The 26504-nt window shown below is 63.0% G+C and carries 27 protein-coding genes and 3 pseudogenes; 14 read left to right on the forward strand and 16 right to left on the reverse strand.

Going from position 1 to position 26504, the window contains the following annotated elements:
- Positions 1-49: 49 nt before the first annotated feature.
- Together FOS14_RS08395 and FOS14_RS08400 are read left to right on the forward strand one after the other, a co-directional pair.
- Positions 50-1342 carry a CdaR family transcriptional regulator gene (locus FOS14_RS08395; RefSeq protein WP_185981684.1) on the forward strand — a complete coding sequence of 431 codons (1293 nt, stop codon included), beginning with the start codon at positions 50-52 and terminating at the stop codon, positions 1340-1342.
- Positions 1343-1530: 188 nt separating this feature from the next.
- A complete protein-coding gene (locus FOS14_RS08400) occupies positions 1531-1737 on the forward strand; it encodes a hypothetical protein (RefSeq protein WP_143769835.1) in 207 nt (68 codons plus the stop codon).
- 83 nt (positions 1738-1820) lie between these two features.
- Here the strand turns inward: FOS14_RS08400 and FOS14_RS08405 are convergent, their stop codons facing one another.
- From FOS14_RS08405 to FOS14_RS08420, 4 genes are all read right to left on the reverse strand, one after another.
- The gene (locus FOS14_RS08405) at positions 1821-3173 is read right to left on the reverse strand and encodes a wax ester/triacylglycerol synthase family O-acyltransferase (protein ID WP_143769836.1); all 1353 of its coding nucleotides are present in this window, start codon (positions 3171-3173) and stop codon (positions 1821-1823) included.
- A 3-nt stretch (positions 3174-3176) separates the two neighbouring features.
- Positions 3177-4217, reverse strand: a complete 1041-nt coding sequence (locus tag FOS14_RS08410) for a Rieske 2Fe-2S domain-containing protein (protein ID WP_143769837.1) — start codon at positions 4215-4217, stop codon at positions 3177-3179.
- Positions 4214-5215, reverse strand: coding sequence for a PDR/VanB family oxidoreductase (locus tag FOS14_RS08415; protein ID WP_143769838.1), 1002 nt, complete (start codon positions 5213-5215; stop codon positions 4214-4216). The genes FOS14_RS08410 and FOS14_RS08415 overlap by 4 nt, the downstream gene beginning before the upstream one ends.
- 337 nt (positions 5216-5552) lie before the next feature.
- Positions 5553-5927, reverse strand: a complete 375-nt coding sequence (locus FOS14_RS08420) for a DUF427 domain-containing protein (protein WP_143769839.1) — start codon at positions 5925-5927, stop codon at positions 5553-5555.
- Between the two features lie 101 nt (positions 5928-6028).
- On the opposite strand from FOS14_RS08420, the pseudogene FOS14_RS08425 reads away from it, so the two are divergent.
- Both FOS14_RS08425 and FOS14_RS25155 read left to right on the forward strand, forming a co-directional pair.
- Positions 6029-6178 (forward strand): annotated as a pseudogene (locus FOS14_RS08425) (type II toxin-antitoxin system VapB family antitoxin); the annotation flags it as partial.
- 100 nt (positions 6179-6278) lie between these two features.
- Positions 6279-6672 (forward strand): annotated as a pseudogene (locus FOS14_RS25155) (VapC toxin family PIN domain ribonuclease).
- Between the two features lie 9 nt (positions 6673-6681).
- On the opposite strand, the gene FOS14_RS08435 reads toward FOS14_RS25155, so the two are convergent.
- Together FOS14_RS08435 and FOS14_RS08440 are read right to left on the reverse strand one after the other, a co-directional pair.
- Positions 6682-7842: an RNA polymerase sigma factor gene (locus FOS14_RS08435; protein ID WP_185981685.1), complete on the reverse strand. Its 1161-nt coding sequence runs from the start codon at positions 7840-7842 to the stop codon at positions 6682-6684.
- Complete coding sequence (locus tag FOS14_RS08440; RefSeq protein WP_143769842.1) at positions 7842-8249, reverse strand: YciI family protein; 408 nt, start codon at positions 8247-8249, stop codon at positions 7842-7844. The genes FOS14_RS08435 and FOS14_RS08440 overlap by 1 nt, the downstream gene beginning before the upstream one ends.
- 249 nt (positions 8250-8498) lie before the next feature.
- Between FOS14_RS08440 and FOS14_RS08445 the strand changes: the two genes are divergently transcribed.
- The 4 genes from FOS14_RS08445 to FOS14_RS08460 all read left to right on the forward strand — a co-directional run bounded on the left by FOS14_RS08445 (position 8499) and on the right by FOS14_RS08460 (position 10805).
- The gene (locus FOS14_RS08445) at positions 8499-9008 is read left to right on the forward strand and encodes a hypothetical protein (protein WP_143769843.1); all 510 of its coding nucleotides are present in this window, start codon (positions 8499-8501) and stop codon (positions 9006-9008) included.
- Complete coding sequence (locus tag FOS14_RS08450) at positions 8894-9625, forward strand: RES family NAD+ phosphorylase (protein WP_143769844.1); 732 nt, start codon at positions 8894-8896, stop codon at positions 9623-9625. The genes FOS14_RS08445 and FOS14_RS08450 overlap by 115 nt, the downstream gene beginning before the upstream one ends.
- A 146-nt stretch (positions 9626-9771) precedes the next feature.
- Positions 9772-10191 (forward strand): nuclear transport factor 2 family protein, encoded by a 420-nt coding sequence (locus tag FOS14_RS08455; protein WP_185981687.1) that lies wholly within the window; start codon positions 9772-9774, stop codon positions 10189-10191.
- Positions 10188-10805: a trans-aconitate 2-methyltransferase gene (locus tag FOS14_RS08460; RefSeq protein ID WP_143769846.1), complete on the forward strand. Its 618-nt coding sequence runs from the start codon at positions 10188-10190 to the stop codon at positions 10803-10805. Before FOS14_RS08455 ends, FOS14_RS08460 begins: the two co-directional genes overlap by 4 nt.
- Here the strand turns inward: FOS14_RS08460 and FOS14_RS08465 are convergent.
- The 4 genes from FOS14_RS08465 to FOS14_RS08480 are packed head-to-tail and all read right to left on the reverse strand — an operon-like array spanning position 10790 to position 13867.
- Positions 10790-11080, reverse strand: coding sequence for an antibiotic biosynthesis monooxygenase (locus FOS14_RS08465; protein WP_143769847.1), 291 nt, complete (start codon positions 11078-11080; stop codon positions 10790-10792). The two genes, FOS14_RS08460 and FOS14_RS08465, sit on opposite strands and share 16 nt — an antisense overlap.
- Positions 11081-11097: 17 nt before the next feature.
- On the reverse strand, positions 11098-11580 hold the full coding sequence (locus tag FOS14_RS08470; RefSeq protein WP_143769848.1) for a DUF2867 domain-containing protein: 483 nt from the start codon (positions 11578-11580) through the stop codon (positions 11098-11100).
- A 42-nt stretch (positions 11581-11622) separates the two neighbouring features.
- Positions 11623-13086 carry an amidase gene (locus tag FOS14_RS08475; protein ID WP_143769849.1) on the reverse strand — a complete coding sequence of 488 codons (1464 nt, stop codon included), beginning with the start codon at positions 13084-13086 and terminating at the stop codon, positions 11623-11625.
- A 16-nt stretch (positions 13087-13102) separates the two neighbouring features.
- Positions 13103-13867 carry an SDR family oxidoreductase gene (locus FOS14_RS08480; protein WP_143769850.1) on the reverse strand — a complete coding sequence of 255 codons (765 nt, stop codon included), beginning with the start codon at positions 13865-13867 and terminating at the stop codon, positions 13103-13105.
- Between the two features lie 96 nt (positions 13868-13963).
- Here FOS14_RS08480 and FOS14_RS08485 point away from each other — a divergent pair, with 96 nt between their 5' ends.
- The 3 genes from FOS14_RS08485 (at position 13964) to FOS14_RS08495 (ending at position 16048) form a co-directional block, all read left to right on the forward strand.
- Positions 13964-14590, forward strand: coding sequence for a TetR/AcrR family transcriptional regulator (locus tag FOS14_RS08485; protein WP_143769851.1), 627 nt, complete (start codon positions 13964-13966; stop codon positions 14588-14590).
- A gap of 76 nt (positions 14591-14666) precedes the next feature.
- Positions 14667-15434 carry an acyl-[acyl-carrier-protein] thioesterase gene (locus FOS14_RS08490; protein WP_143769852.1) on the forward strand — a complete coding sequence of 256 codons (768 nt, stop codon included), beginning with the start codon at positions 14667-14669 and terminating at the stop codon, positions 15432-15434.
- Positions 15435-15562: 128 nt separating this feature from the next.
- Positions 15563-16048 (forward strand): FBP domain-containing protein, encoded by a 486-nt coding sequence (locus FOS14_RS08495; protein WP_143769909.1) that lies wholly within the window; start codon positions 15563-15565, stop codon positions 16046-16048.
- A gap of 158 nt (positions 16049-16206) precedes the next feature.
- Here FOS14_RS08495 and FOS14_RS08500 read toward each other — a convergent pair whose 3' ends face one another.
- On the reverse strand, positions 16207-17238 hold the full coding sequence (locus tag FOS14_RS08500; RefSeq protein ID WP_143769853.1) for a hypothetical protein: 1032 nt from the start codon (positions 17236-17238) through the stop codon (positions 16207-16209).
- A gap of 558 nt (positions 17239-17796) precedes the next feature.
- Here FOS14_RS08500 and FOS14_RS08505 point away from each other — a divergent pair.
- On the forward strand, positions 17797-18837 hold the full coding sequence (locus tag FOS14_RS08505; RefSeq protein WP_143769854.1) for an alcohol dehydrogenase catalytic domain-containing protein: 1041 nt from the start codon (positions 17797-17799) through the stop codon (positions 18835-18837).
- 355 nt (positions 18838-19192) lie between these two features.
- A pseudogene (locus FOS14_RS24940) lies at positions 19193-19980 on the forward strand (alpha/beta hydrolase).
- Between the two features lie 123 nt (positions 19981-20103).
- On the opposite strand, the gene FOS14_RS08515 reads toward FOS14_RS24940, so the two are convergent.
- The 5 genes from FOS14_RS08515 to rpsF all read right to left on the reverse strand — a co-directional run bounded on the left by FOS14_RS08515 (position 20104) and on the right by rpsF (position 24958).
- Entirely contained in the window at positions 20104-22767 is a 2664-nt protein-coding gene (locus tag FOS14_RS08515; protein WP_143769855.1) for a replicative DNA helicase, read from the reverse strand.
- 559 nt (positions 22768-23326) lie between these two features.
- Positions 23327-23785 carry a 50S ribosomal protein L9 gene (gene rplI, locus FOS14_RS08520; RefSeq protein WP_143769856.1) on the reverse strand — a complete coding sequence of 153 codons (459 nt, stop codon included), beginning with the start codon at positions 23783-23785 and terminating at the stop codon, positions 23327-23329.
- 15 nt (positions 23786-23800) lie between these two features.
- Positions 23801-24049 (reverse strand): 30S ribosomal protein S18, encoded by a 249-nt coding sequence (gene rpsR / locus FOS14_RS08525; protein WP_143769857.1) that lies wholly within the window; start codon positions 24047-24049, stop codon positions 23801-23803.
- Positions 24050-24080: 31 nt separating this feature from the next.
- Complete coding sequence (locus tag FOS14_RS08530) at positions 24081-24593, reverse strand: single-stranded DNA-binding protein (protein ID WP_143769858.1); 513 nt, start codon at positions 24591-24593, stop codon at positions 24081-24083.
- Between the two features lie 77 nt (positions 24594-24670).
- A complete protein-coding gene (gene rpsF / locus FOS14_RS08535) occupies positions 24671-24958 on the reverse strand; it encodes a 30S ribosomal protein S6 (protein ID WP_143769859.1) in 288 nt (95 codons plus the stop codon).
- A 172-nt stretch (positions 24959-25130) separates the two neighbouring features.
- On the opposite strand from rpsF, the gene FOS14_RS08540 reads away from it, so the two are divergent.
- Positions 25131-26504 carry a glycosyltransferase family 87 protein gene (locus FOS14_RS08540; RefSeq protein ID WP_143769860.1) on the forward strand — a complete coding sequence of 458 codons (1374 nt, stop codon included), beginning with the start codon at positions 25131-25133 and terminating at the stop codon, positions 26502-26504.

The raw sequence follows: 26504 nt of genomic DNA on the forward strand, positions 1-26504 counted from the left end.
AGAAGCAGACTCCACCCCGCGCGGAAGGCCCGCAACCTTGCGATTAGACATGCCCCGAATTGACACTGTTCCGGAAGTCGCGCGCAAGATGCTTGCCGGCCGTGATGCCTTCATCGGGGAACTTTTCGCAGTGATCCGTGCCGAGATCAAGGCGTTGAACTTCGACGACGCGACTATCAAACTGCTGCAAGCCAGCGTCGCCGAGAACGTCACCGCGGCCGTGACGTTTTTGGAGCGCAATATTCCGGTGGAGGAGTTGGAGGCGCCCAGACCGGCGATCATCCATGCGCGGGCGCTCGCGCAGCATGACATTCCGCTTTCCGCGCTGGTGCGGGCCTACCGAATCGGGCACACCCGCTTCCTCGACGCGACAATGCGATACGCCGTCGAGTTAGCCCAACCGGATAGCGCTAACACGCTGATCGAACTGGTCAATCGGTGTGGTGCCTTCATCGACAAGGTTGTCGAGCAAGTCGGGCGAGCCTACGAGCAAGAACGCGACCGCTGGATGAGTAGCCGCGGCGGATTCCGGCAGAAGTGGGTCGGGCAGATTCTCGACGGCTCGATTACTGACGTCCGCGATGCCGAGAACGCGTTGCGGTACCGGTTCGACGCTATTCATGTGGCGGTCGAGGTGTGGCCGGATGCCGATGTGCCGACCCGCGAGGCCATGAACCTTTTCGATGAGGCAGCGCTGGTCATCGCCCACTATCTGCGGGCGATCGGTGCGCCCCTGCTGGTGCCGAGCGGCGAACGCCAAGCTCGAATCTGGTTTCGGTTGCCCGTCGCCACACCGATCGACGCCGCGGGTGTGGCGGGCGCATTGACCCACAAATCGGTGCGTGCGCGGTTGGCGATCGGTCAGCCCGAGCGGGGCATCGAGGGATTCCGGCGCACCCTGACCCAGGCGACCCGCGTGCAACAGATCGCCGTGCAGGCCGGCGGGGGGTTTCCGCGGGCCACCACCTACCACGAGATCGCACCCTTGGCCCTGATGGCCCACGACATCGACGCATTGGGACGGTTTGTCGGGCGCACGCTGGGTGTCCTGGCCAACGATGACAACCGCAACGAGTGGCTCCGGGAAACGTTGCGGGTGTTCCTGTCCAACAACCGCAGCTTCTCCGCGACGGCACAACAAATGCATCTGCACCGCAACACGATTCAATACCGAATTCAACAGGCGATCGAGTGCTGCGGCGTCGACTTGGACGACGGAGCGGCCGTGCTGGAGCTGCAAATCGCGCTTTTCGCCGCGCGCTGGTTGCGTAGTTCGGTGCTGCGCAACGCGGAAGACGTTGAATCGCGCGCCATGGGCGACCTGCGCGCCAGTTCCGGCTAATTATTAGCTGCGTTGTGCGCGGCGCATGAAGTTGGCCGAAATTTTCAGGTTTTGGTTACGTTGTCTGGCTCACATCTCGCTCGTATCGTCATTGGTGTCAACGAAAAGTCTTATTACACAGACTATTTCGAATAGCTACGACGTTTCGTGGCAGTCACCGCTCGATTCCACAGCGAAGGGACGAAACAATGCAAGACTTCCTCTCTATTGGCGGATTGTTCGTCTTCATGTTGTCGCCGATCCTCATCCCCGGCATCTACCACGCCTTTTTGGCTCTCGGCGACCGGTCGCGTAAGCGCCGCGAAGCCGCGGTCGAGGCTGCTGCTGCTGCTCCTACCCGGACCGCGGCGCCCGTACGCCGGCCAGCGGTGGCCGTTGCGAATCAGGCGGCCTGATGCACTTGGCCACAGGCCAAACACTGAGGCGGTCCAGCGACGTTGCTGGACCGCCTCAGCGTTTTTATTCAAGTTCAGCCTTTTTATTCAAGTTCGGCGAGACTGGCTTCCAAATGCTCCAGCAACCGTTGCAGACCCGGAACGGCCTTGCGGCAGCCGACGATGCCGATGTCGAGATTGCCCGCGTAACTGATCGCGGTGATGTTGAGCGCGTTGTAGTCCAGCGGAATCGACAGTGGGTAGTTTGCCAGCATCTGGGCGCCGTGCATGTACAACGGTTCCTTGGGGCCCGGCACATTCGAAATCACCACGTTGACCACCGAGGGCGCGATCGATCCGAGTCCCGGCAGGGCACCGAGCATGGTTTGCGCGGACTGCAGTGTCGCGCCCATCAATTGGACCTGGGCCTTCGACTGTTTGGCCATGGTCGATTTGGCCTTGTTCATCGACGTGATGATCGTATGCATCCGGTCGCTTGGATAAGGCAAGTGCGTGCCCAGATTGCACAGGGCATACCCAATGGCGTTGCCTCCGTCGGAGTCCCCTGCGCGTACTGATACCGGAACCGCCGCGATCAGTGGCTTGCTGGGTAACGCGTTCTGGGAAAGCAGGTATCGGCGCAAAGCGCCTGAACACATAGCCAGCAGAACATCATTGATGGTGGCGCGCGTTCCTATCTTCTTAGCTGCCGCACGCAGCCGCTCGAGCGGCCACGATTGTCCGGCAAAGCGCCGACTGCCGGTGATGGGCACATTGAACATGCTGTGTGGGGCGGGTAGCGGCAACCGCGCATCAGCCCGACCGACATTGCCGGCCAGAATCCGGCCGAAACTCATCGTCGAAGGCACGACGGCTCGGACGTAGTTCGTCAATCCCTCCGCCACATGAACGGGGCTATTCGGGGTCGGCTTTGGTTTCACCCGCACCCGGTTGGCCCACAGCGGCGCGGTGTCGCCATTAGGCGAAGCGGACAGCGATGCCGCAACCATCCGCATGGCCGACACGCCATCCGCCAGCGAATGATGCATCTTGGCGTACACCGCAAACCGGTTGTCCTCGACGCCGTCGATCACGTGGTACTCCCACAGCGGGCGGTGCCGATCGAGCAGCACGCTGTGCGCGCGCGAAACGTATTCCAGCAGTTCCCGAATACGTCCCGGGCGCGCGAGCCCGGCCAACCGGACGTGGTGTTCCAGATCGACGTCGTTGTCGTCGGTCCACCAAAGCTGTCCCAACGAACTCACCGGATCCGCCGGCCGTTTCCGGAAGGTCGGGCTGAGGTTGGTGTACGTCAACAGCTTTGCGTGCAGGTCGCGGACAAAATGTTCATCCGCGCCGTCGGGCAGTTCGAACAGTTGTAGCGCCCCGACGTGCGTCGGATGCTCCCGCGACTCCGAGACCAGAAAAATCGAGTCGGCCGGGGAAATGACGCTCATCTGTCAAAGCTTCCAATTCAACACAAAGCTGCCTGACTCGTCGTCGACCATGTCCATGGCGATCCGCCGGGCCCGCACTGCCGCTCGGTCGGCCTTCACGTTGATATCGCGACGCGGCTCACCGCGATCCCCGAGCCGGCTTTGAATCGCCTCCAGTACAACCGAATCCCGCAGTGCCCAGTCGTGAAACATGGTGCGCAGGAAGTCGGCGACACGCTCGTCATCCTTGGCGTAGGTACGTGCCATCTGGAGGAAAACGTGCGTGCTGTCGGGGGTTTCGGGCGTGAATCCCTGAATTCGCAACAGCTCGTGGGCACTTCCGTCATCGAGGTCGATCGAGTAGTGCTGAACGTGCAGAGCTGGGGTGACGAAGCGGCCCTCCTCGCGACGGGTGGCGAGCGTGTCTTCCGGCAGGCCGGTGACGTCGGCTTCCCAGGGGGCCAGTCGGCTCGGCGGCATGGAGCGGGAGTAGGAAACGGACCGCTCGGATACTTCCACCTCGTCGAGCGCGGGCAGCACGTCGATATCGGGCGGCACGACCTCCGGGTGCATGACGAACACGTCCGTCAGGTCGAGGTAGTGCTCTTGCAACAGCAGGTAATTCGCCCCGACTTTCAGGACCTCGTCGGTACTGGCCCAGCCGGTTCCGTCGCCGTACCACGGCACTCGTGGCGGTGGGCGCAACGCTGCCGCCCCCGGCTCACCTAGCCAGATCCAGACGAAAGGCGCCTTCTCGAAGATGGGATAGGTGCGCACCCGCGCACCGGGCGGAAGATTCTCCTGCGACGGCACGTGTGCGAGGCAGCCGTCCGGCTCGTAGCTGAAGCCGTGATAGCCGCACACCACCCGATCGCCGTCGCGGCGACCGGCCGAGAGCGGGAACGCGCGATGAATGCAGCGGTCCTCCATCGCCACGACCTCGCCAGTGCTGCGGCGGTACAGCAGCACCGGGACGTCCAGCAGGCGACGGGCGAGGAAGTCCTCGCCGACCTCGCCGCTGGTTGCCGCCACATACCAGCAGTTGAACGGATAGTTCGGCCTCATAGGTCGAGCACCAGCCTTTCCGAGCGGGAGCGCGAAACGCAGATCATCATGACGTCGTTGCGGGCCTTCTCCGCGTCGTTCAGCACCGAATCTCGGTGATCGGGTTCGCCCTCGAGAACGTCGCATTCACATGTTCCACAGATGCCCTCCATGCATGAGCCGAGCACATCGACGCCCGCCTCCTCGCACGCCTCGAACACGGACTTGTCCGCCGGTACGGTCACCGTGACACCGGAACGTTGGCACTCCACCTCGAAGGTCTCGAGCGCCCCGGGCGACGGCTCAGCGAGGGCTTTGGCCGAGAAACGCTCCACGTGCAGGCTGTCGTCGGGCCAGATCTTGCAGGCGTCCTCGACGGCCTCCATCAAGCCTTCCGGGCCGCAGCAGTACACCAGCGTTCTATCAGCGGGCTCGGACAGCACAGATTCGAGTTCGGTTCTGAACGGGGTATCGGACTCATCGGCGGCGGAGATGGTGACCCGGTCGCCGTAGCGCTCCAACTCGTCGAGGAAGGCCATGGTCGAGCGCTTCCGGCCGCCGTAGAGGAGACGCCAATCGGCACCCGCTGCCTGCGCGGCGGCGATCATCGGCAGGATCGGCGTGATACCGATTCCACCGGCGATGAACACGTACTTCGGTGAGCCGACGAGCGGAAAGTGGTTGCGTGGGCCGCGAACTCGAACGTTCGCACCTTCTTGCAGCTTCTCGTGCACAAACTTCGAGCCGCCGCGACTTTCGGGATCGAGAAGTACACCGATGCGCCACTCACCACTGTTGGCGGTGTCGCCGCACAGCGAGTACTGCCGGACGAGTTTGGGCTCCAACAGCAGGTCGATGTGCGAACCCGCCGCCCACTCCGGCAGATCCGCGCCGGTGGGATCCGCGAGTGTCAAAGCGACGACACCGTCGGAGGCGACTTCGCGGCGGCGAACCACGACGTCGACTTCGACCTCGCGGTAAGCGGGCCGCGCGCGCCCCGACTCTTCAGTCGTGGTCACTTGGCCCTCCGTACGGGAATCGACTTGTCCTGGTTGCGGAACTCCACCCTGGTCGGCTCGACGTCGAGCCGGTTGATGTCAGTAGTCGTCATTAGTGCTCCTTTGCGGCCTACGGCATGCTGGGCGGTTGCGGGCGGGAGCGCATAGTCACCGGCGCGGCAGATGGTCAGTCGGCGGCACAGCGCAAATGCGGCACCAATCAGCATCCGCTGTCGGTGCGGGCGGGTCGATAGGACAACGGACAAGGTGATCGCCGTTCCGTTGGGTGGGCGAACAAGGGCACTTCGATACTCACCCCGACGGGCCGCCGCGCGGGGTCGTTTGGCTGAAATCGGTGCTATTCGACGACGGTGATGTCGGCCTTATTGGGGTAGAAGGCGACGTGGCCGGCGATTTCCGCCACTGCCGGATACGGCTCACGGTAGGTCCACACCGCATCCTCGACTGTGTGGTCACCTGTGGTCACGCTGTAATAGCTCGCCTCGCCTTTGAAGGGGCAATACGTGCTGGTAGATGTGCTGCGCAGCCGATCCTGCGCCACGTCGGTCAGCGGAATGTATTGGACCACTGGGTAAGTAGATTCGCGCAGGCTGAGCGCGCGACGCGTGTCGGCGACCAGTGCGCCGTCGACGCGCACCTGCACCCGTCCAGGGGTGGGTTCGATAGTGATGGGATGTTCGGCGGTCGGTTGAAGTACGGGTCGATTTGTCATACGAAGTTCAACGCTTTGGTGGGGCGGGGATTCCGATCGACGGTGACGCAATGTTGGCAAATTATTAGAGTCACATACATCGTCAACATGAGGAGGCGGCAGTGTCAGTGACACAGATAGACCTCGATGACACGGCGTTGGCGGAAGTGATGCGGATTGCGGGGGTGCACACGACGAAGGAAGCCGTGAACCTCGCCATGCGCGATTATGTCGAGAGATTCCGGCGCGTCGAGGCGCTCGCCCGGTCGCGCGGGGATGCCACGGATTGGGACTATGAGGGCTGGCTCACGGCGCGCGCCGACGAGAAGACGGCCGGGTCTTGATTCACTTTCTGGTCGATTCTTCGGCGGTTTGGCGCCTGCAGCGACAACCCGATCTCACCCAGAGCTGGGACTCAACGCTTGTGAGCGGGGCAATCGGATCCTGTGAGCCACAACGCGCTGAATTCCGCCGATCGGCGCGGAATGTGGACGAATTCGATCAAATGAACCGGACTTTTCGAGATCTCTACCCGGACGTGCCGGTGCCGAAATCGGTGTGGCGGTGGATAGATTCGGCTCAGCATAGGCTCGCGGCCCTGGGTGCAGCGCGCGCTCTGTCCGTGGTCGATCTGTTGATTTGCAGAACCGCGGCGGCTCAAGATCTGGTGGTGCTCCACGATCACGCGAATTACGAACTAGCAGAACGACTCCTACCCGACGTCAGAGCGTGGCGTGTTGTAGGGCAACGTCGTTCGCAAGCCTAGCGCGCTCAATTACTTTGACAGCCGGGACCGTAGTGCGGCCGCCCGTAACGTCAAATGGTTGCGTTCAGCGACGTTCTGGGCCTGTGCAGCCGCGTCGACGTACAGTCGCACGGCCGTGGCGAGATCGCCGGCCTGCTCATGCAGGTAGGCAGCGGACGCGGTGTACCGGGGCAGCGCCGGGTCGAGTTCGGCGAGCGCGGCTAGTCCCGCGTGCGGTCCGTCGGCTTCGCCGACCGCGACTGCGCGATTGAGCCGCACAATCGGGCTGTCGGTGAGGCGGACCAACTCGTCGTACCACTCGACAATCTGCACCCAATCCGTTTCGTCGGCCGTCTGTGCGTCAGCGTGCAGAGCGGCGATGGCTGCCTGGGCCTGGTATTCACCGAGTCTGTCGCGCGCCAGAGCTGCTTGCAGGATGGCTACGCCCTCGGCAATCTGGTCGCGCCGCCACAGTGTGCGGTCCTGCTCGGACAACGGCACCAGGCTGCCATCGGCACGCGTTCGGGCCGCGCGTCGCGCGTCGTGCAGCAAGAAGAGTGCCAGCAAGCCGGCCACCTCCGGGTCGTTGGTGGTCGCGGTCAACTGCCGGGCCAGCCGAATTGCTTCGGCCGCGAGGTCTACGTCGCCGCTGTATCCCTCGTTGAAGACCAGATACAACACCCGAAGGACGGTGTGCAGATCTCCGGGACGATCCAGTCGCACGTTGCTTACTGTGCGCTTGGCGCGGCTGATCCGCTGCGCCATCGTCGCTTCCGGCACAAGGTAGGCCTGCGCAATCTGACGAGTCGTCAGGCCACCGACCGCTCGCAGTGTTAACGCGACCGCCGATGCGGGAGTGAGGCTGGGATGCGCGCACAGGAAGTAGAGCTGCAGTGTTTCGTCCGCTTCGGCGCTGGGACCGGGAACGGGCTCCTCGGAAACTTGAACCTCGCGGCGCCGGCGTGCTGACTCGGAGCGGGTGAGATCCAGGAAGCGGCGCCACGCGGTGGTGATCAGCCAACCCTTCGGGTCATTCGGAGGCTGGCTGGGCCAGGTTTCGACGGCCCGGATAAGGGCCTCCTGGACGGCGTCTTCGGCAGTGGCGAAGTCGGCTCCGCGGTGGACGAGAGCCGCCAAGACACTCGGGATCAAATCCCGCAGCTGGCTCTCGTCCACCGTGCTGGCAGTCATTATTCGGTGACGGTCGGGGGAGCGGCCATGATCGGCCGAAGCTCCAGCCACTCGTGGATCGGCTGGCCGCCAGAGCCTGGTGCAGCTGACAACTCGGCCGCCAGCTCAAGAGCACGGTCATAGGAATCGACGTCGATCACCATCCAGCCCGCGATCAAATCTTTGGTTTCCGCGAACGGGCCGTCGGTCACCGGGGGCTTGCCCGCTCCGTCGGAGCGGACCCAGGTTCCCTCGGGCGCCAATCCCTGAGCATCGACGAACTCACCGCTGGCTTCGAGGCGGGCAGCGAAGTCGTGCATGAACTGGATGTGCGCATTGATCTCCGCGGGCGTCCACTGGTCCATCGGTACGTTGTTGCAGGGTTCCGGTGCGCCGCGGTAGTGCTTGAGGAGCAGGTACTTGGCCATGTCATTCTCCCTTCGAAATTGCGACCCTAGTTGGTCGCTCAGACAGGGGACGGAGCAGTTGCGGCGTTCTCGACATGGGTGGGGGAAGTTTTTTTTGAAACGCCGACCCGACCCCCCTCCGTGCGTGAATTTTCACCGCGGACGGTGAAAATTCACGCACGGAGGGGGTCGGGAGTTCTTTCTCGGGCAGCGTGCGCGGCGTGCGCTACACTGAATGTGCATGTAACGCACGGCTCAGATTGGTGAACCTTGACCGCCGCATACGAATCGTTCGTCGACGTCGCGCACCGTATCCAGCGCAGCGCCGCGGCCCTCGGTGAAGCCATTGACGCCGTGCAGGTCTACACGGAACCAGCCGTGGCGCGAGCCGTACAGGCCGAATACAACCTCTACGACCGCATCGACGCCGAATTCGGCTTGCTCAGCAGCGCCGAGACGGGACGACGGCTCGGCTCGAGGTCTACGGCCCCGCGCAACCTCGCCGCGGCCAGTCGCCGCCAAGGGGCGCTAGTCGCTATCGCACGGGGCAATCACATCCTGTTTCCAGGCTTTCAATTCGACCGTGACGGCCGTCCACTTCCAGTGATCCGTCAGTTGCGCGACCTCGCGTCTGAGGCGGGCTGGTCGGAAGCGGGGATCGTGCAATGGCTTTGCGCGCCAACCACTTATCTGAATGGTCGCCGCCCTGTCGACCTGCTGGCCACCGATCCCGAGCGGGTCCTCGAGACGGCCCGTCGCTCGTGGACGGTGCAGTGGTAACACCGTCCCCACCGGCGCCCTTCGATCCGCGATCCGCAACCATCGAACCCGGCGTCCGGCTATACCGTGTCCACACCGCGGTCGAAAGGCGCACTGCCACAACATTCAACCCAGGATTCGGCGGCGCAACACGGTTTGCGTTCTTCGGGGAGCCGATCGTTCCGGTCATGTACGCCGCTGCAACCCAAAAGGCGGCAGTGGCGGAAACGCTTCTGCACGATATCCCAGTCAACGGCGGCATTTTGCCGTACGACAGATACGCCAACTCGGTTATGAGCCGGTTGGAGATCACTCGGCCGCTGAAAGTCGCCGTCCTGCACGGACTAGGACTGCGTCGGCTCAAGGTAACCGCGACCGAGATCACCGCCAGCGATGCCGATACCTACGACAGGACAGTTGAATGGGCACAAGCGGCTCACGATGTCGGATTCGACGGTCTGGTGTGGATGTCGCGGCTGTGCAATGATGCGAAGGCCTACGTATTCTTCGGTGACCGTTGCGCCGACGCGTTCATTCAAGACCGATCGTTTGGCCGCCTGTTTGCCACCGGTGTCGACCAGATGTGGCTCATTGATCTATGCGCCCCGCTGCACGTCGACGTCCTTCTCGCACGGTAGGCGAATCCGTATGGCGGCCGTCAGACACGTCGCGATGCGTTGTTACCGGATCTCCCACGGGACACCAGGTGCCAAATCCGGCTGGAAAGTGACCCCTGGTGTCCCGCGCGCCGTCAGTACTCTGAACTCAGATCAAGGGGTCTAATGTGACTGAATTAGCAAGCGCTACTGAAGTATTCCAGCGGGTGGTGCGCGCGGTAGCCGAGCGCCGGCAGGCAGAGATCCTCGATGAGTGCTACGCCGAGGATGTGGTGGTCGAGCACCCGTTCATGGTTCCGGAGCCGACCAGATCGATAGGGCGCGAGCAACTGCGGCAGCGAGTGGCAAGTCTGCGGGATCTTCCGATCGTGATGCAGGTCGATGAGACCGTCGTTCATCAAACAACTGATCCGGAAGTGATCGTCGGTGAATTCACCTCGCATATAACGTCGAAACTAACCGGACGTCAGCTCACGACCGCCAACATCATGGTGCTGCGGGTTCGCGATGGGATGGTCGTGTGGTCGCGGGACTATCACAAACACGCGGTGCTCGCGGAGTTCGTCAAGGCACAATTTCAACCGTGACTGACCTTGTGAGAGTGGCATACTCGGCGCTCGCAGACCGCTACATCTCGGGGTTTGGATCGCTCGACCACGTCCATCAAGACGATTTGGGTCTCTTGGAGAAGTATCTCGTCGGTGTATCGGGTCCTGTCGTCGACGCTGGTTGTGGACCGGGACACTTGACGGCACATCTTGTTTCGCGCGGTGTCGATGCTCGCGGAATCGATTTGGTGCCCGAATTTATAGGTCACGCACGAAACGCACACCCGTGCGTGCCGTTCCAAGCCGAATCCTTCATGCCGCTGCCAGCAGACGATGACGACCTTGCCGGGATCATCGCGTGGTACTCGCTGATCCACCTCCAGGCAGCACAGGTCTGCGAAGCGCTGACGGAGTTCCACCGTGCGCTGGCTCCGGAAGGCGTTCTCGTTCTTGGCTTCTTCGACGGCGACGATGTCGAGCCGTTCGACCACAAGGTGACCGTTGCCTACCGATGGCCCCTCAATGTAATGGCAGAACTGGTCAATGACCACGGCTTCACTGTTGCGGAAACGCTGACGCGCACCGACCCCGGCCACCGTCCGCACGCCGCACTGGTAGCCCGCAAAGTTTCAACGGGTCACAACACAGATTGAAAGTGTTCGACCGTCGGGAAGGGATCGTAGAAGTGGTGCAGCAGCGCCTTCCAACGCTGGTAGTCCGCCGATTGCCGAAACCCGATGGTGTGGTCTTCGAGGCGCTCCCACGTGACTAGTAGTAGATAGACGTTCGGCGATTCCAGCGACCGGGACAATGTGAGGCCTCGAAACCCAGGCATAGCAGCGATGATTGCCCGAGCTTCGGCGAAAGCTGACTCGAAGGCCGCCTCCTGGCCCGGAATGACAGGCAGCAGCGCATGTTCGGTGATCACACAAGGCATTGTCCGGTCTAGCGAACCTGCTCCGCACGAGCCGCGCGGTCGAGAAGCCGGGGAATGGTCAGTTTGTGGATGGTCACCACCATCGCCCAGACAACCCGGGAAACTGGGTTGCGGTGCTGGACCAGGGTGCTCCACACCAGGCGACGCCGCTCGCGATCCACCTCGATGATGTTGCGGGCGTGCATGAGCCACGAACTCGCGCTCAGCACAATCAGTTTCGGTTCGATGGACTCAATACGCCAGCCCAACACGTGATGCTTATTGCGTAGTGGACCGAGTCGCAGCCACAGGACAAACCGCCATCCGGTAAGGAGAAACACCCGAACGGCAGCTGGCGATCCCTCCCACACTTCCCGCGCCCACTTCTCGGCCGAGTCAGGTGTAAATTCGGCGAACGGCAGCTCGAACGCGACCGTGTAGTCGACGGTATTCAGGCCGCTGACCTCGCGATGCGATTGCGGTGTCTGGACTTTCCGAGCTCGTGACTGCATATCGAGCCCACCTTCCAGTCGGCGACGTGCCTTCGGGCCGTTTCAGTGGCCTTCTCGTTGTGGTGGCTGGAAGCCGCCGATCTCCTGTTCGAGGAGTTCGGCGAGCCGCAATGTGGTGCGGTCCTCGAACATCGGGCCGATGAGCTGTACGCCGACCGGGAGACCCTCCTCCGAGCGCCCCGCGGGAATGGCGGTCGCCGGCAGCCCGGGCATGGTCGCCAACCCAGCCCACACGAGTTGGGCGCCGAACGGATAGGAGGTGCCGTCGATGTCGATCTGCCGTGCGCCGAGGTCGAGGTTGCGCTCGTGCGGGAACGCCGGAGTTGGAGTGATCGGGCAAATGACGGCGTCGAAGTCGGCAAACAGGTTTCGCCACCTCTCACGATGAAGTTCGCGACGAATGTTGGCCTGGATCCAATCGCGATGGCTCCATACCGCGCCGCGGAGCTGGGCAGCGTCAAAACTGCGATCATCGGGGCTCAGCCCGCCGGCGTGGGCTTTGATGGCCTCATATCGTTCGGCTGGATGGGTCGCCGCCAGCGTTGCCATCAGCATTTCGGTGTAAAGAATTGCGGCCTCGGTCAAGTCCGGCAGCAGCGGAGTTTCCCGCTCGACCGTCGCTCCCGCGGTCGTCAAGGCCTCGGCAACGCGTTGCACGCCCGCCTTGACAGCGGATCCGGTGGGAATCAGGGGATGCTCGTCGAGGACCAGAACCCGAAAATCGGCGAGTCGATCGTGACGAGCCGGCGGCATATCCAACTTGTATGCGACGCCAAGAGTCAGCGGGTCGGGTCCGGCCATCACGTCGAGCAGCAGCGCCAAGTCTGCGGCAGTGCGTGCTAGCGGACCCACGACAGCCAGGTCGAGGTCCGTCGGCAACGCAGGCGCGGGTGGCGGGACATGGCCGCGCCCAGGCACGAGGCCGAAAGAAGGCTTGTGCGCGTACACCCCACAGAAATGGGCCGGGGTGCGCAGCGAACCGCCTATGTCCGAGCCGATCGACAGCGTTCCGAACCCGGCCGCGAGCGCGGCCGCCGATCCGCCGGATGACCCGCCCGGCGTGCGATTCAGATCCCAGGGATTATTTGTCGTGCCGTAAACCTCGTTGAACGACTGCAGATCTGCCAGCATCAACGGCACATTCGTCTTACCGAGCACTACCGCACCCGCGGCCCTGAGCCGCGCCACCGCCAACGCGTCGGCATCCGCTATGTAGTTCCGGAAGGCTGGCATGCCCCAAGTGGTCGGCAGACCGGCGACGTTGTAGGACTCCTTGACTGTCACTGGGATGCCGAGCAGCGGCAGGTCCTCGCCGCGAGCCCGCGCTTTGTCGGCCTCTCGGGCGGCCGCCCTTGCGCGCTCGAAACCGGGCACGCATATTGCGTTAATTGCTTTGTCGTCCCGTTCGATTCGGTCGATCGCTTCGTCGACGAGTTCTACGGAACTCACCTCGCCCGACCGCATTGCCGCCGTCAACTCGCCCGCCGATGCGTAGCTCCACGTCACGGTCCGACCGTACCAATCACCGGGGATACGTTCGGGCGAGCCATTCGTCAAAGGTGCCGCCCAGAATCGTGGCGTCTTTGGGCGCGGTGAGTGCGCCATTGCGGATCGCCTTGGCGGTTTTGCCAGGCAGCCACACGGGGATCACTATCAACTTCTGCCCGCGCGCCGCGGCCGTGCGGCGGACCAGATCCCTCATCAGGTGCACCTCGGGTCCGGCGATGTCCAGGCGCACATGCGGATTCGATTCATCGGTGGTGGCAAGGTCGGCGAGACGGTCGGCGACGACAGCGACGTCGATCGGCTGGCACGGCTGCTTCGGGCAAGGGAGCAGACCACCCTTAGCGGTCCAGTCGATGAGTTGTCCGGCGAAGCCGTGGAACTGCGTGGCCCGCAGGATGGTGGTCGGGACCGATCCGGCCAAGGTCGCCTTTTCCTGGGCGTTCTTGCCGTCATAGTGCGCGAACGGGCCGCCGCCTAGGCCGTCGATCCCGACTATCGAGAGCGTGACGATGCGCCTTACCCCGGCCGCAGCGCCCGCGGACTGCAGATTCGACGCGACCGAGCCGAAGAAGTGCACGTAGTCGCTGGCTTTGCGGGCGACGATCGACGTCGCGTCGACGACGGTGTCAATCCCAGAAAGCTTGTCGGCCAGTCCATCACCAGTTACTAGGTCGACGCCCGCGGCGCGGGCCAAGACCACCACGTCATGGCCGCGCGTGCGAAGCCGGTCCACCACCAGGCTTCCCGTCATTCCGGTGCCGCCAGCAACTGCAATCTTCATCGACGCTCTCCCCGATCGGTTTCGATACTTGTGACCCTATGCGACGGCCAACGTTATAAGCACCATCCATGACTGGATGTGGTTACAATAGGGAACGTGTCTACAGTCCCCACCACTCGTACCGAGCGTCGCAAGGCTGCCACCCGGCGAGCGATCATCGATGCCGCAGAGCAGATCGTGATAGAGCGCGGCGCCGACGCGCTGACGCTGGAAGCGGTGTCCGAGCGCGCGGATGTGGCCTTGCAGACGATTTACAACCGGGTAGGCACGCGGTCGGCCCTGCTCGTCGCCGTGGCCGAACGCGCCCAGGAAGACAACCGCGAGTACATGGACGCCGCGTACGCGACACCTGGTTCGCCGGTGGAGCGCGTAATGAACGCGGCCCGGGCGTATTTGCGTTTCGCCGTCGAGCGGCCTCATCAGTTCCGGATTCTGGCGGATCCACCGAACGAACCGGAGGCTTTGCAGCGCATCGCCGAGTTGACCATCGAGCAGAACGCGAAGCTCGAAGCTGCGTTGCGAGACGCAGCGGCCGAGGGATTGATTCCGGCGACCGTCGACCCAGCCCTGACCGCGAAGGCGTTGTGGGCGGCGGCCAACGGTATCCTCGCGCTCGGATGGCGCGCGGACGAACTGCGAGCGGACCCCGAGGAGATCGCCGCGCTTTTCGGCGCGCTGCTGAATCTGTCCCCCGTCGCGAACGCTATACCGCCGATTGCCTAACGAGACGCCGAAAATTGGGACCCGCTGCAACGCCCGGTGCGGATCGAATCCGCTACCATAAGAAAGGATCTCGGGCATGACTGTTTCGACCCCAGTGATACCTGCTCAGTTGCCGGTGCGGCCGGATCACGTGACTCCGTTCGAGACGGGTTGGCCGGTCCGACTCGCCGACACCAATCGTGATCGACGCCTGCGCCTCGATGCGACTGCGCGGTACCTGCAGGACATGGCGTTCGAGAATCTGGCGATTGCACCCGAGGCGGACACCCATCGTGCCTGGGTGGTGCGGCGGACAGTGTTTGACGTGATCGCACCGATCGAGTTCGGCGAGTCGGTGCAGATGAAGCGATGGTGTTCGGCGTTGTCGAGTCGTTGGACGAATATGCGCATACAGGTGCGCGGCAGCGCGGGTGGCGTCATCGAGACCGAGTCGTTCATCATCCACTTCTCCGAGGAGACTGGACTGCCCGCGCGGATGACCGACACGTTCATGGAGCCGTTGCTGAAGATGACCAACGAGCATCGGTTGCGCTGGAAGGCGGCGCTGCCGGCGACGCATTCTGCAGCCGATAGGGTGCGCGAGTTTCCGATACGTGTCGCGGATGTGGATTGGCTTGGGCACGTAAACAATACGGTGCATCTGCAAGCGTTAGAGGAGGTGCTCGCCGACCACGAGGACCTCGTCCATGGTTCCTACCGGGCGATCATCGAGTACGCCAAGCCGCTGATGCTCGGGGAGCCGGTCGAGCTGCACGAGGTCCGCACCGGCGACCAACTCGACGTGTGGATGGTGGTCGACGGCCAGACCCGCGCGAGCGGGCGGGTCACGCCGTTGGGAGCGTGAGGTCCAAGGCCCGCCGGCCGCTGCCAGGTCGCCGGAAATCCGCTCGACGCAACCTTCCCTATGCGTCAGCATGTGTGGCGGTTTGTACTCCGCTTCCCATCCAGGTGACCGAGAAGGACGTGATCCCCTTGCAGCCACTCAGCGATGCCGACATCCGCTCGTCATTCATCAACGCATCGAAGGGCGACGTGAAGCGAATGACTCTCCCGCCAGACTTGGCCGCGACAAAATGGGATGACTTGGACTTCCTTGGTTGGACCGATCCGAAGGTGCCCAACCGCAGCTATATCGTTGCCCCTGAAGCGGAATCGCTGGTCGGCATAATGCTCCGGTCCACGGTCGGTGGGCGTCGCACACAGATGTGCGGCATCTGTCTGACCACTCACACGGGTGGGGGTGTTTCGCTGTTCAGCGCGCGAAAGGCCGGAGTTGCAGGCCGCGACGGTAACACCGTGGGCATGTACATGTGCACTGACCTGATGTGCTCGCTATACGCCCGCGGCAAGAAGATTCCGACCTTGGGGAATAGATACCGCGAGGAGCTCCAAGTAGACGACAAGGTCGGCCGTCTCGTCGAAAATCTCGCCGCGTTCATTGCCAACATTCGCGGCTAGGACTGTCGAGCCAAACGATGTCAGAAGTTGTTGGGGCACAACAGGATGCTAATCGGTCGCCGGGGAGCACCGCGTTGAACGGATCCATCTCCGGGATCGAGAGGGATGTAATCGGGGAAATGGGCCGAACGACAGCGCCGATTCGGTGGTCTCGATTGCTATTCAGGCACGCTGGTCACGTTTGTCAATGTGCTGCCGTCGTAGTTCTTTAGAGCCGCCTTCAACCAAGGCAGATTGATCGGACCACGAAGTTGCCGTCCGGTGAGAAGGTCGTGTTCGGTGTAGACGGGGGTGTTCTCGTAGTCGATGGATGCGACCGTGGTGCCGCTGACGGCTGCCTGGAGGTGTTTTCCGCTCTGGGGCAGGTGCCATTCCTCGCGAACCCTGTTCAACGGACCGGCGACTGGGGTCGATAAGACCGTGCCGTCTTCGCTGAGCCAGAACAGGCGGTCCTCCACAAAGGTGAGGGTGTTCGGCGCCGTCGCGGCGGGGTGACCCGCCATGTCTATGGGTGTCTCAGTTCGTGCGCCGGTGCTGGTGTCGAGTCGAACGAGTGTGAGTTCAAATTTGCCTGTCTCATCGCGAAGAGCAGCGGCGGAGCCGTAGATGTTGTAGATCGCAGATCCATCTGCCGAACAGACCGAGGTTCGTGAGATCGGTCTGAATTCGGTGGGGTAGTCCCATTCACCTCGGGCTGGTGGCTCACCGGAGGTGGTCAGCTCGTACAGCCGATGTCGGGCGTTGGGTCGGCCAGAAACAATGTCATCGAAGTCCGCGACCACGCCATATGCGCTGGTATCGCAGTGGCCGGCCGTCACCATCATTCCGGGAACAGCCCCTTCTTTCGCCGCTGTATCGGCACGTGTCATCACATAGTTGTTGCGGTACGGCACGGTTGGGCCGTCCGGTCGGGCTGTGTTGAACCAGAACAGGGCCCCGCCGGATCGTGGATTCGGTGCCGCACCCTCGATCATGTTCTCGTCGATAGGAAAACGACTACTTCCGGTCTCGGTGAGGGTGACGACAGATTCAGCGGTTGCTGTTGTCAGTCCATGCCGCCAGCTGACAGTCGTAGCAGACGTGATGGCGCCGCCGCTTATGCGTCCCAGTTCGTTGCCACGGTTATCGAAAGCCACCACCGCAATGCGAGCATTTCGCGGTACCGGCAGGCCTGCTGGACCGATCGTCACGACGCCGATGGTGCCTGCGGGGAGCCGCTGCAGCTCCGCGGCGTGGTCCGAGCAGGACGTTCCAAGGAATATTACCGTTGTTAGCGCCAGGACCGCGGCTGTGTCCGTCGCCCGCGAGAAATGAAGAATTCTTCCTCCTCCGGTGGAGATCAAGATTTGTGCCGCGTACGGCGGAGACCAATTCGCACATGGCCCAGAATGCATCTTCGTCAGTAATGCGTGACCCGGGTGGAATCTCGAAATATCCTTTGGCCAAAACACCCCAGCCGCCATCCTTGTCTAGTTAACGTCCACCGAACGCGCCGACCGTGGAATCCCGTCCTTCCCCGGTTATCCACCGTGGCACCGGCGCTAGTCATCGATTATTGCGATGAGTGTCGTCCGTGCTCTGTGAGTTACAGCCGCTGCCTTCACCCGAGCAGCCAACGGCAAGCCCAATTCTGTTAATCGGCGATAAGGCGAGCAGGACTCTTTGTCGTCGGCGAACGATATGTCCCAAATCACACATGCATACGCTGACCAGCGACTTCATGAATCGAATCGGGAGGTAAGAAGCAAGTGCGTGCTGTGAAACTGACTGGACCCGGGACCCTCGGATTGGAACAGACCGACAAGCCGGAGCCCGGGCCCGGACAGGTCCGTGTCCGCGTCGCCGGCGCCGGACTGTGCCACTCCGACCTCCACGTCCTCCACCTGGGCGACGCCTGGCCGGCGTTCGGTGGCACCGTCGGACACGAGGGGGGCGGCTGGGTCGACGCGATCGCCGACGACGTCACCGACCTCGCGGTAGGCGACGCGGTGGTCGTCAATCTGATCTGGAGCTGCGGATCCTGCCGCGCCTGCATCGAAGGACGGGACAACGCCTGTACCGCCGCCAGCACTCGTACCGGCCTGCCCCTCACTCCCGGCCTGGGACCCGACGGCTCCATGGCCGAGTACATCCTGGTTCCGGCCCGGCACGCGGTGTCGATCGGCTCTCTCGACCCCGCATCCGCCGCCCCGTTGACCGATGCCGGGGTCACCCCGATGCACGCCATCAATACCGTGCGTGACCGACTGACGCCTGGCGCGACCGTCGTAGTCATCGGCCTCGGCGGACTGGGCCACATCGCCGTCCAGATCCTGGCCGCGATCAGCGCATCGCGGATCATTGCCCTTGATACCGACCCCGCCAAACGTTCCTCCGCCGCTGAGCACGGCGCCGACCTCGTCCTCGACAGCAACGACGCGGCGATCGAAACCATCCTGACCGAGACCAACGGCACTGGCGCCGACGTGGTGCTCGATCTCGTCGGCGTCCAACCCACCGTCGACATCGCCCGCCGGGTCGTCGCCGCCGAAGGCGCCATCCGCTTCGTCGGCCTCGGCGGCGGCACACTCAACTTCAACGTGGGCGTCGACAGCGAGACCCTGCCCTGGGGTGTCAACGTCCAACGCTCCTACGGCGGCACTCGCCAAGACCTCACCGACGTCATCGCCCTCGCCCAGCGGGGCCGGATCTCCATCAACACCGTCACGTATCCCCTCGACGAGTATCAACAGGCCTTCGACGACCTCGAGGCCGGACGGGTTACAGGCCGAGCAATCCTCGTCCCCTAGATGACCGTGGGCAAGCCGATGCGACGCGGTGGTGATCGGCTTAGCCGGGCTGTTCTTGCGTCACGTCCGAGCTCACCCCGCGGGCTATTGCGGATTCGAGATGTCGGTGTCCACCTGGTGCCGAGTCCGGACTGGATCGACGAGCTCCGGATAACCGAATCCGACCATCGTTCTTCTGGATACGAACACGAGAGAACACATGCCACTTCATCACGAAGCCCAAGCGCTCCTCGCCGCCCTCACCGCCGGTGGTGTCCCACCCTTCGAATGCATGACCGTCCCCCAGGCGCGCGCGACGGCGAACGCTTTCATGGATATGCAGGGCACCACCGAGGACGTGGCGTCAGTGACCGACATGGCGGTTCCCGGGCCGGCCGGTGACATCCCGGTCCGGGTCTATCGCCCCGCCGGGTCCGGCGATGCGCCACTACCCGCCGTCGTCTATTACCACGGCGGCGGCTGGGTCATCGGGTCACTGGACATCGTGGACAACCCGGTGCGGCGCCTGTCCAACGCACTGAATGCGGTCGTCGTCTCGGTCGACTACCGGCTGGCGCCCGAGCACCCGTTTCCGCTGCCTTCGACGACGCCTACGCTGCGATCGCTTGGGTGGCGGGCAACTCCGTCGCCCTGAACGTCGACCCGGCCTCAATAGCGGTCTCTGGTGACAGCGCGGGCGGCAACCTCGCAGCCGCGGTGGCCCTGGCCGCGCGGGCCGAGGGGGAGCCCGATCTCGCCGCGCAGTTGCTCTTCTATCCGTGTTTGGCGTTTGATTTCGACACCGAATCGTACCGTCAGAACGCGGAGGGATATCTCCTCCAGCGGGCCAGTATGCAGTGGTTCTACGCGCACTTCTTCGGCAACCAGGGCGGACCGCCCACGGACTGGCGCGCCTGCCCGGCTTCTACCAGGGACCTCTCCGGTTCGGTGCCGGCGTTCATTGCCGTCGCCGAGTTCGATCCACTACGCAACGACGGCGAGCGATACGCCGCTCGCCTCAACGACAGCGGTGGGCGGGTGTCGCTAATTCAGTACGACGGTCTCATCCACGGGTTCTTCTGGTTACTCGGCGCAATTCCAAGCGGGGCAGCGCTACTCGACGACGCCGCCGCCTTCTTCCGGTCGACGATGCAAACGAGCTGAGCAGGTCCGCCGTCACCGTTGATGCGCCAGCCTCCCGTTCGGCTTCTTACCACCGTTGTCCGGGAGGCGGGCGTTTCGAGGTCGCCGGCGGTCCTTGTGGCGCCGCCATCGCCGCACCGATCACTATCCCCGCGCCATGTCCACGAACCGACTCAGATGCAGTTGGTGGGCAACGGTAATCGTGGCAGTAGGGCCATTTCTATGCTTGCCGAGGATCAAGTCTGCTTCGCCGCCTCGTGGGTCGTCGCGCTCGAATGCGTCGGGGCGGTGCAAAAGGATAACCATGTCGGCATCTTGTTCCAGGCTATTGTGGACTGAAATACCTTGTGCGACGAAGTTATTGGTCCCGGGAACCGTTCCATCGAACACATCTTGCTCGCCGATGCTGGCAATTTCGACGATCTGGTCCCAGAAAACGTCGTTGGTCGCGAGCATTTCGATGTCGGCGTCGTCGAGCACTGCGGCAACACGGGCCAAGCGCGACCGACTGGGCGAGTGCTTCCACATAGTAGAGCCGCAGAAGCGCGAGCCCATCGCGTCAGCAAACTGACGATGTGTCATTTCCTTGGCGGCCAACAGGTTCCGCACATCGTTCCAGACTTCCCGCGGCACCGTGTCCACGTTCGTGTTGTGCGCGAGCGGTGCCAGCTCGGTGAGCACCGATTCGGCGATGACGCCACGGGCGCCGTGCGCGCCGATGTCTCGGAGGAAGGTGGTCTGGTTCTCGGAACCGTCGACGACTAGATGCCAGCAGTCTCGATAACCAGCCTTGAGCACTCGCTTGATCCGACTGTGCACACCAAGTCGCAGGAGTAGCTGCGCCACATCATCGATGAGCCGGCGGCTGGTGGATGCGTAGTAGATCCTTGCCTGTCGACCTTTCGCATCCCAGCGCACGGAACCGTCGGTTGCCCACAGGTGCCGAAGAAATAGCGCGACCTGGTCGTTTGGCAGCCAAAACACCTGCTGCGGAACGAACTTTTCGTAACTGCGGAGCCCGAAGAGTCCAAGAGAGTCGAGCCACGCGGCGATCGGATTACGTTTCCCGTGGGTCAGCCGCTCAGGCGCCCGCAGACGCAGGGTGGTCACTCGCGCTGCTGGATAGTCATCCCGGACCGCCGTTACGCCGAAGTGGGTGGCTGCCTCCGTGACTGCCGCGAGGTTAGCCTCGTCGATGCTGGCGTAGCGAATCGGCTGTCGCTTGACGCACGACCCGTCGCCGATCATATGGGCCAGCAGAATGATCTCCGCGTCTGGAAGACGTTTGGTATCTACTGGTTCGGGCACGTGCCGCGGGATTGCGAGCCGGTCCCCGACGACTAGCTTTTCGAGGGCAATCCAGCCGTCGATGGTCATGAATGGGTGGTTACCGGTCGCCTCCACCTGCCGGCCGGACGCCAAACGAAGTCGAAACACCTCTTTGCGGCCGCTGGGAAAGACCTTCACCATCGGACGGGCGACCATGCGCATTCGCTCGTCGAGAGACCAGACCAGGGGTTGTTCGCCGGACTCGAGCAACTCGCCCAGCGTGACTTCGGCACCGTTGTCGGCGCGAAGGATGCGGGTCGATGCGGTAAGGCAGCCCGACTCACGCAGGTCAGACACCATCGGCTTCTTGTCTGTCCGCTGCTCGGGTCCACGGTTGAGCTGGCTTATCGCCACCACCGGTACTTCGAGTTCTTTTGCGAGCAGCTTCAGGGATCGGGAAAACTCCGAAACTTCTTGCTGCCTGGATTCGACCTTCTTGCCGGAGGTCATCAGCTGCAAATAATCGACCACGACGAGTCGCAAATCGTGGCGCTGCTTCAGCCGGCGCGCTTTCGCGCGAATTTCCATCATCGTGAGATTGGGGGAGTCGTCGACAAACAGTGGCGCTTCGCTGATTTCGCTCATTCGGCGCGCGAGTCGTGTCCAGTCGTCATCGGTCATGCGTCCGGCGCGCATGTCGCCGAGCTTGATCTTCGCTTCGGCCGAGAGCAGGCGCATGACAATTTCCGTACGGCTCATTTCGAGCGAGAAAATCACGCTGGCCAAGCCGTGCTTGATGGAGCAGGAGCGCATGAAGTCCATTCCCAGTGTGGATTTGCCTACGCCCGGCCGCGCCGCCACGATGATCATCTGCCCCGGATGCAGCCCGTTGGTCACCTCGTCCAACTCGGCGAAACCCGTCGGCACCCCTAGCGAAATGCCGCCACGGCTGGCGATGGAGTCGATCTCGTCCATCGTCGGCTGCAGCAACTCTTCGAGCTGAATGAAGTCCTCGGCCGTGCGGCGCTCGGTGACCTCATAGACCTCGGCCTGCGCACGATCGACCACCTCGGCGACGTCCTGCCCATCCGCGCCCGCGTAGCCGTACTGCACGATGCGGGTGCCGGCCTCAACGAGGCGGCGCAGGATCGCCTTCTCCGCCACGATCTCGGCGTAGTAGCCAGCGTTGGCCGCGGTTGGCACGGTCTGGGTGAGAGTGACCAGATAGGCGGGTCCACCAATACGGCGCAACTCGCCCTTGCGGTCCAATTCCGCTGCGACGGTCACCGGGTCAGCGGGCTCGCCGCGGCCGTACAGGTCGAGGATGGCGTCGTAGATGCTCTGGTGCGCCGGGCGGTAGAAGTCGCCGGGGCGCAACCGCTCGAGGACGTCGGCGATGGCGTCTTTGCTGAGCAGCATGCCGCCGAGGACGGACTGCTCGGCGGCCATGTCCTGGGGTGGCTGACGACCGAAATCTTCACCGGGTGGCTCGTTGGACGACCGATCCTCGGTGTGCCCACGATCGTCGACAACTGCCACTAAACCTCGCCCACCTTCCACATCGGCACCGCCGTGCAGCGCCCCGAATCACTGCACAACTTCTACCCGCCAGCACCGACAAATTTCTTGCTGGCAACCACCGCCACCCGTCGCGGTGCACTCGCGGGCATGACGCTAAGTCCCATGCGGTCACGCATCAAATCGGCCTGTGGACGGTTCTGGGGATGAAATGTGGAAAGTGTTGGAGCAGCGTGTGCACCTGGTGTGGATAACCTTGGGATAACTCAAGATCACACTTCTGAAGATGCAGGTAGACCGCGTTTTGACAAAGTACATTGCTGGGGATTGATGCCGGTACGGCGTGTCGCCCAGGTTGATTCTTCGGGCGTGTTGCGTAAACAGGCGGTGGCGGCAATATGACTTGCATCACCTTCCTGCGGTTTGTTTATATGACGAATTACCTGATGCTGACCGCTGGCCTTTCGGGTGCCGGTTGTCCGGCGCTAAGTCGAGCAAATATCTGGCATGTCCAGGCGCAGAACGCAGAAAACGGCCCCGGTGAGCGTGCGCATCACCGGGGCCGTTCCGCATTTGTCCGCTAGCTGGTAGCGGTCACCTCGAGCTCGAACTTCGCAGTCACGTCGGGGTGCAACTCCACCGCCACCGGGTGCTTGCCCGTGGCCTTGATGTGTGCCTTCGGCAGCACGATGCTGCGCTTGTCCACGACGGGACCGCCCGCGGACTTGATCGCGTCGGCCACATCGGCGGCCGTGACCGAACCGAAGAGCTTGCCGGAGCCGCTGGCCGTCTTTGCCGTCAGGGTCACCGACGCCAGGCCCTCGATGGCCTGCTTGAGCTCGCGGGCGTGGTCGAGGTCGCGAACACGACGCGCCTCGCGCGAGCGCCGGATGCCGGCCACCTGCTTCTCGGCGCCACGGGTGGCGACGATGGCCAGCCCGCGCGGCAGCAGGTAGTTGCGGCCGTATCCGTCCTTCACCTCGACGGTGTCACCGGAAATACCGAGGTTGTCTACATCAGCAGTCAGAATCAGCTTCATCGTGATCTGCCCTCCTTAGCGCGCCGTCGAGGCGTACGGCAGCAGCGCCACCTCGCGCGAGTTCTTGACGGCGATCGCAATGTCACGCTGATGCTGGACACAGTTGCCGGTCACCCGACGGGCCCGGATCTTGCCGCGGTCGCTGACGAACTTGCGCAGCAGCGCCGTGTCCTTGTAATCGATCTGAGCGGTCTCGCCCTTTGCCTTGCAGAACGGGCAAGCCTTCTTCTTGAGCACCTTTTCGCGCGCCGGTGCTTTAGCCATGGGTCTTCTCCAAAATTATTCGATGTGAGTGTCAGAACGGGGGTTCGTCGTCCACCCGGCCGCCGCCGCCGAACGAGCCGGACGCCTGCGGGGCCGAACCCCACGGGTCATCGCCGCCGCTGTTCTGGCTGCCGCGTCCGCCGCCGGACGAGCCGAATCCACCACCGCCGCCGCCACCGCGGCTGGCCTTGTTGATCTTTGCCGTCGCATAGCGCAAGGAGGGGCCGATCTCATCGACCTCGAGCTCCACCACTGTTCGCTTTTCGCCCTCGCGAGTCTCATACGAGCGCTGCTTCAAGCGTCCGCTGACAATCACTCGCGAGCCGCGGGTGAGGCTCTCGGCCACGTTCTCCGCGGCTTCACGCCAGATGTTGCAGCGCATGAACAGCGCCTCGCCGTCTTTCCATTCATTGGAATTGCGGTCGAACACGCGCGGGGTCGAGGCAACGGTGAAGTTGGCAACGGCCGCGCCCGCGGGCGTGAAACGAAGCTCGGGATCAGCCGTCAAATTTCCGATGACGGTGATGATGGTGTCGCCAGCCATGTGGTCCTCCTGCAGTGTGCGAATCGCTTGCGCTAGAGCCTAGGCGTAGGGGCCGACAGGCTGTGCGCGTACGACCCTCACTTGCCGTGCCGCAGCACCTTGGTGCGCAGGACCGACTCGTTCAGCGAAAGCTGGCGGTCGAGTTCCTTGACGGTGGCCGGCTCGGCGTTGAGATCGATAACTGCGTAGATCCCCTCGGCATGCTTGGCGATTTCGTAGGCAAGGCGGCGCTTACCCCAAATGTCGACCTTGTCGACCTTGCCGCCGTCCTGGCGAACCACGTTGAGGAACGTATCCAGGGACGGGGCAACGGTGCGCTCGTCCAGGCTCGGATCGAGAATGATCATCAATTCGTAATGACGCACGGGACCTCATCACCTCCTATGGACTGTGAACGGCTACGGACTTTCCGTAGCAGGAGGGTCGTCGCGTCAGCAACCTGCCCAGGCTACAGGAACGGTGCCTGAGCTGGTTAATCGAGCAAACGGCGGCAGCGTCCGGCGCGGAACCAGCGGCGTCGGGACTTAGGCTGGATCCATGAGCGCCCGACCCGCGACCAGCCGGACGATGCTTGCGCTCATCGTCGTCCTCTGCGGTGTCACGCTCTTTCTCGGCTACCTCAACAAGGCACGTTGCACCGGCCCACCGTTCGAACCGAACGGCCGGAGTCTGATCTTCGACGAAATCAAGGATTCGCAGGTCTGCTACTCCGACATTCAGTTCCTGTGGCTCGGCCGCGACATAAACAATCACGTCTTTCCCTATGTCGACGGCGGGATCACCCGCGATGGTGCGCTCACCGGTGGCAGTGTCGAATACCCGGTGCTGACCGGAACGTTGATGTGGATCGGTGCGATTCCCGCGCACAATGATGCCGAGTTCTTGCTGTACTCGGCGCTTTTGCTGGCCCCTTTCGCGCTGTTGACCGCCTGGATGCTCGGCTGGATGGCTGGTCGTGCGGCGTTTCTGTGGTCGATCGGACCGCCGCTGGTCATGTACGCCTTCCACAACTGGGAACTGCCGGTCGTTTTCACGGCAGTCGCGGCAGTCTTTGTGATGACGCGGTTTTCAGCGCTGACGTTGCGGAAGCGCGGTGTGTTGGCGGCGGTATTGCTGGGAATCGGCTTCTGCCTCAAGCTGTATCCAGGTGTGTTCGTGCTGCCGCTGCTGCTGTACGTGTTGACCGGCGGGCCTGGCGGAGCTGAGTTACCGAGAAACCACAAGGGACGCTACGACGTTCGTGGTGCAGGTTTCATTGCTATCGCCGCGGCAGCGACCGTCGCCGCCATCAACCTGCCGTTCGCCATTCTCGGGTACAACGGCTGGCGGGCGTCGTTCGCCTTCCAGCAGCAGCGCGAGGCGGACATCACCACCAATTCCATTTGGTACTGGGGCTTACGGTCATTGTTCGGGACCGATCCTGGTGCAGACCAATCGTTTCAGCATGCCGTCAGCGTTATTTCGCCCACGCTCGTGCTGGCGTCCTTCGCGCTCGCGGTTTGGCTCGGATGGCGTCGCTACCAGGTGACCGGAACGTATCCATGGATCGCCGTGAGCGCCGCCATGCTGTGCGGATTCCTTTTGTTTCACAAGGTTCATTCGCCGCAGTACACGCTGTGGCTGTTGCCGTTCTTTGTATTGCTCGCAGTGCCGTGGGGCGCGGTGTTCGCCTATCTGGCCGCCGACATTGCGGTCGGTGTCGGTGTCTTTCTCTATTTCAATGCTCTGACCACCAACGAAATGGTCGGCGTCACAGAGCATCTGGTGCAGTTCGGGGTTTGGGGACGAGCCTTGCTGCTCGCCCTGTTCTTCGTGTTGTTCCTGCGCGCGCCGCTGCGATTTGCCGACAGTCGCGGCGAGCGGTTGCCTGCGGAACCGGACCGCGATCTGGTGGGCGCCGCGCAGCAGTAG

The organism is Skermania sp. ID1734, assembly GCF_007489285.1.
Lineage (GTDB): Bacteria > Actinomycetota > Actinomycetes > Mycobacteriales > Mycobacteriaceae > ID1734.

What these genes read in the sequence shown, in the direction of transcription:
- rpsR (WP_143769857.1), bottom strand. Translation starts at nt 24,049, where the DNA reads ATGGCTAAAGCACCGGCGCGCGAAAAGGTGCTCAAGAAGAAGGCTTGC.
- FOS14_RS08420 (WP_143769839.1), bottom strand. Translation starts at nt 5,927, where the DNA reads ATGACAAATCGACCCGTACTTCAACCGACCGCCGAACATCCCATCACT.
- FOS14_RS08540 (WP_143769860.1), top strand. Translation starts at nt 25,131, where the DNA reads ATGAGCGCCCGACCCGCGACCAGCCGGACGATGCTTGCGCTCATCGTC.
- FOS14_RS08405 (WP_143769836.1), bottom strand. Translation starts at nt 3,173, where the DNA reads ATGAGCGTCATTTCCCCGGCCGACTCGATTTTTCTGGTCTCGGAGTCG.
- rplI (WP_143769856.1), bottom strand. Translation starts at nt 23,785, where the DNA reads ATGAAGCTGATTCTGACTGCTGATGTAGACAACCTCGGTATTTCCGGT.
- FOS14_RS08400 (WP_143769835.1), top strand. Translation starts at nt 1,531, where the DNA reads ATGCAAGACTTCCTCTCTATTGGCGGATTGTTCGTCTTCATGTTGTCG.
- FOS14_RS08435 (WP_185981685.1), bottom strand. Translation starts at nt 7,842, where the DNA reads ATGACTGCCAGCACGGTGGACGAGAGCCAGCTGCGGGATTTGATCCCG.
- FOS14_RS08410 (WP_143769837.1), bottom strand. Translation starts at nt 4,217, where the DNA reads ATGAGGCCGAACTATCCGTTCAACTGCTGGTATGTGGCGGCAACCAGC.
- FOS14_RS08470 (WP_143769848.1), bottom strand. Translation starts at nt 11,580, where the DNA reads ATGCAGTCACGAGCTCGGAAAGTCCAGACACCGCAATCGCATCGCGAG.
- FOS14_RS08530 (WP_143769858.1), bottom strand. Translation starts at nt 24,593, where the DNA reads ATGGCTGGCGACACCATCATCACCGTCATCGGAAATTTGACGGCTGAT.
- FOS14_RS08490 (WP_143769852.1), top strand. Translation starts at nt 14,667, where the DNA reads ATGACTGTTTCGACCCCAGTGATACCTGCTCAGTTGCCGGTGCGGCCG.
- FOS14_RS08395 (WP_185981684.1), top strand. Translation starts at nt 50, where the DNA reads ATGCCCCGAATTGACACTGTTCCGGAAGTCGCGCGCAAGATGCTTGCC.
- FOS14_RS08440 (WP_143769842.1), bottom strand. Translation starts at nt 8,249, where the DNA reads ATGGCCAAGTACCTGCTCCTCAAGCACTACCGCGGCGCACCGGAACCC.
- FOS14_RS08450 (WP_143769844.1), top strand. Translation starts at nt 8,894, where the DNA reads ATGGCTTTGCGCGCCAACCACTTATCTGAATGGTCGCCGCCCTGTCGA.
- FOS14_RS08480 (WP_143769850.1), bottom strand. Translation starts at nt 13,867, where the DNA reads ATGAAGATTGCAGTTGCTGGCGGCACCGGAATGACGGGAAGCCTGGTG.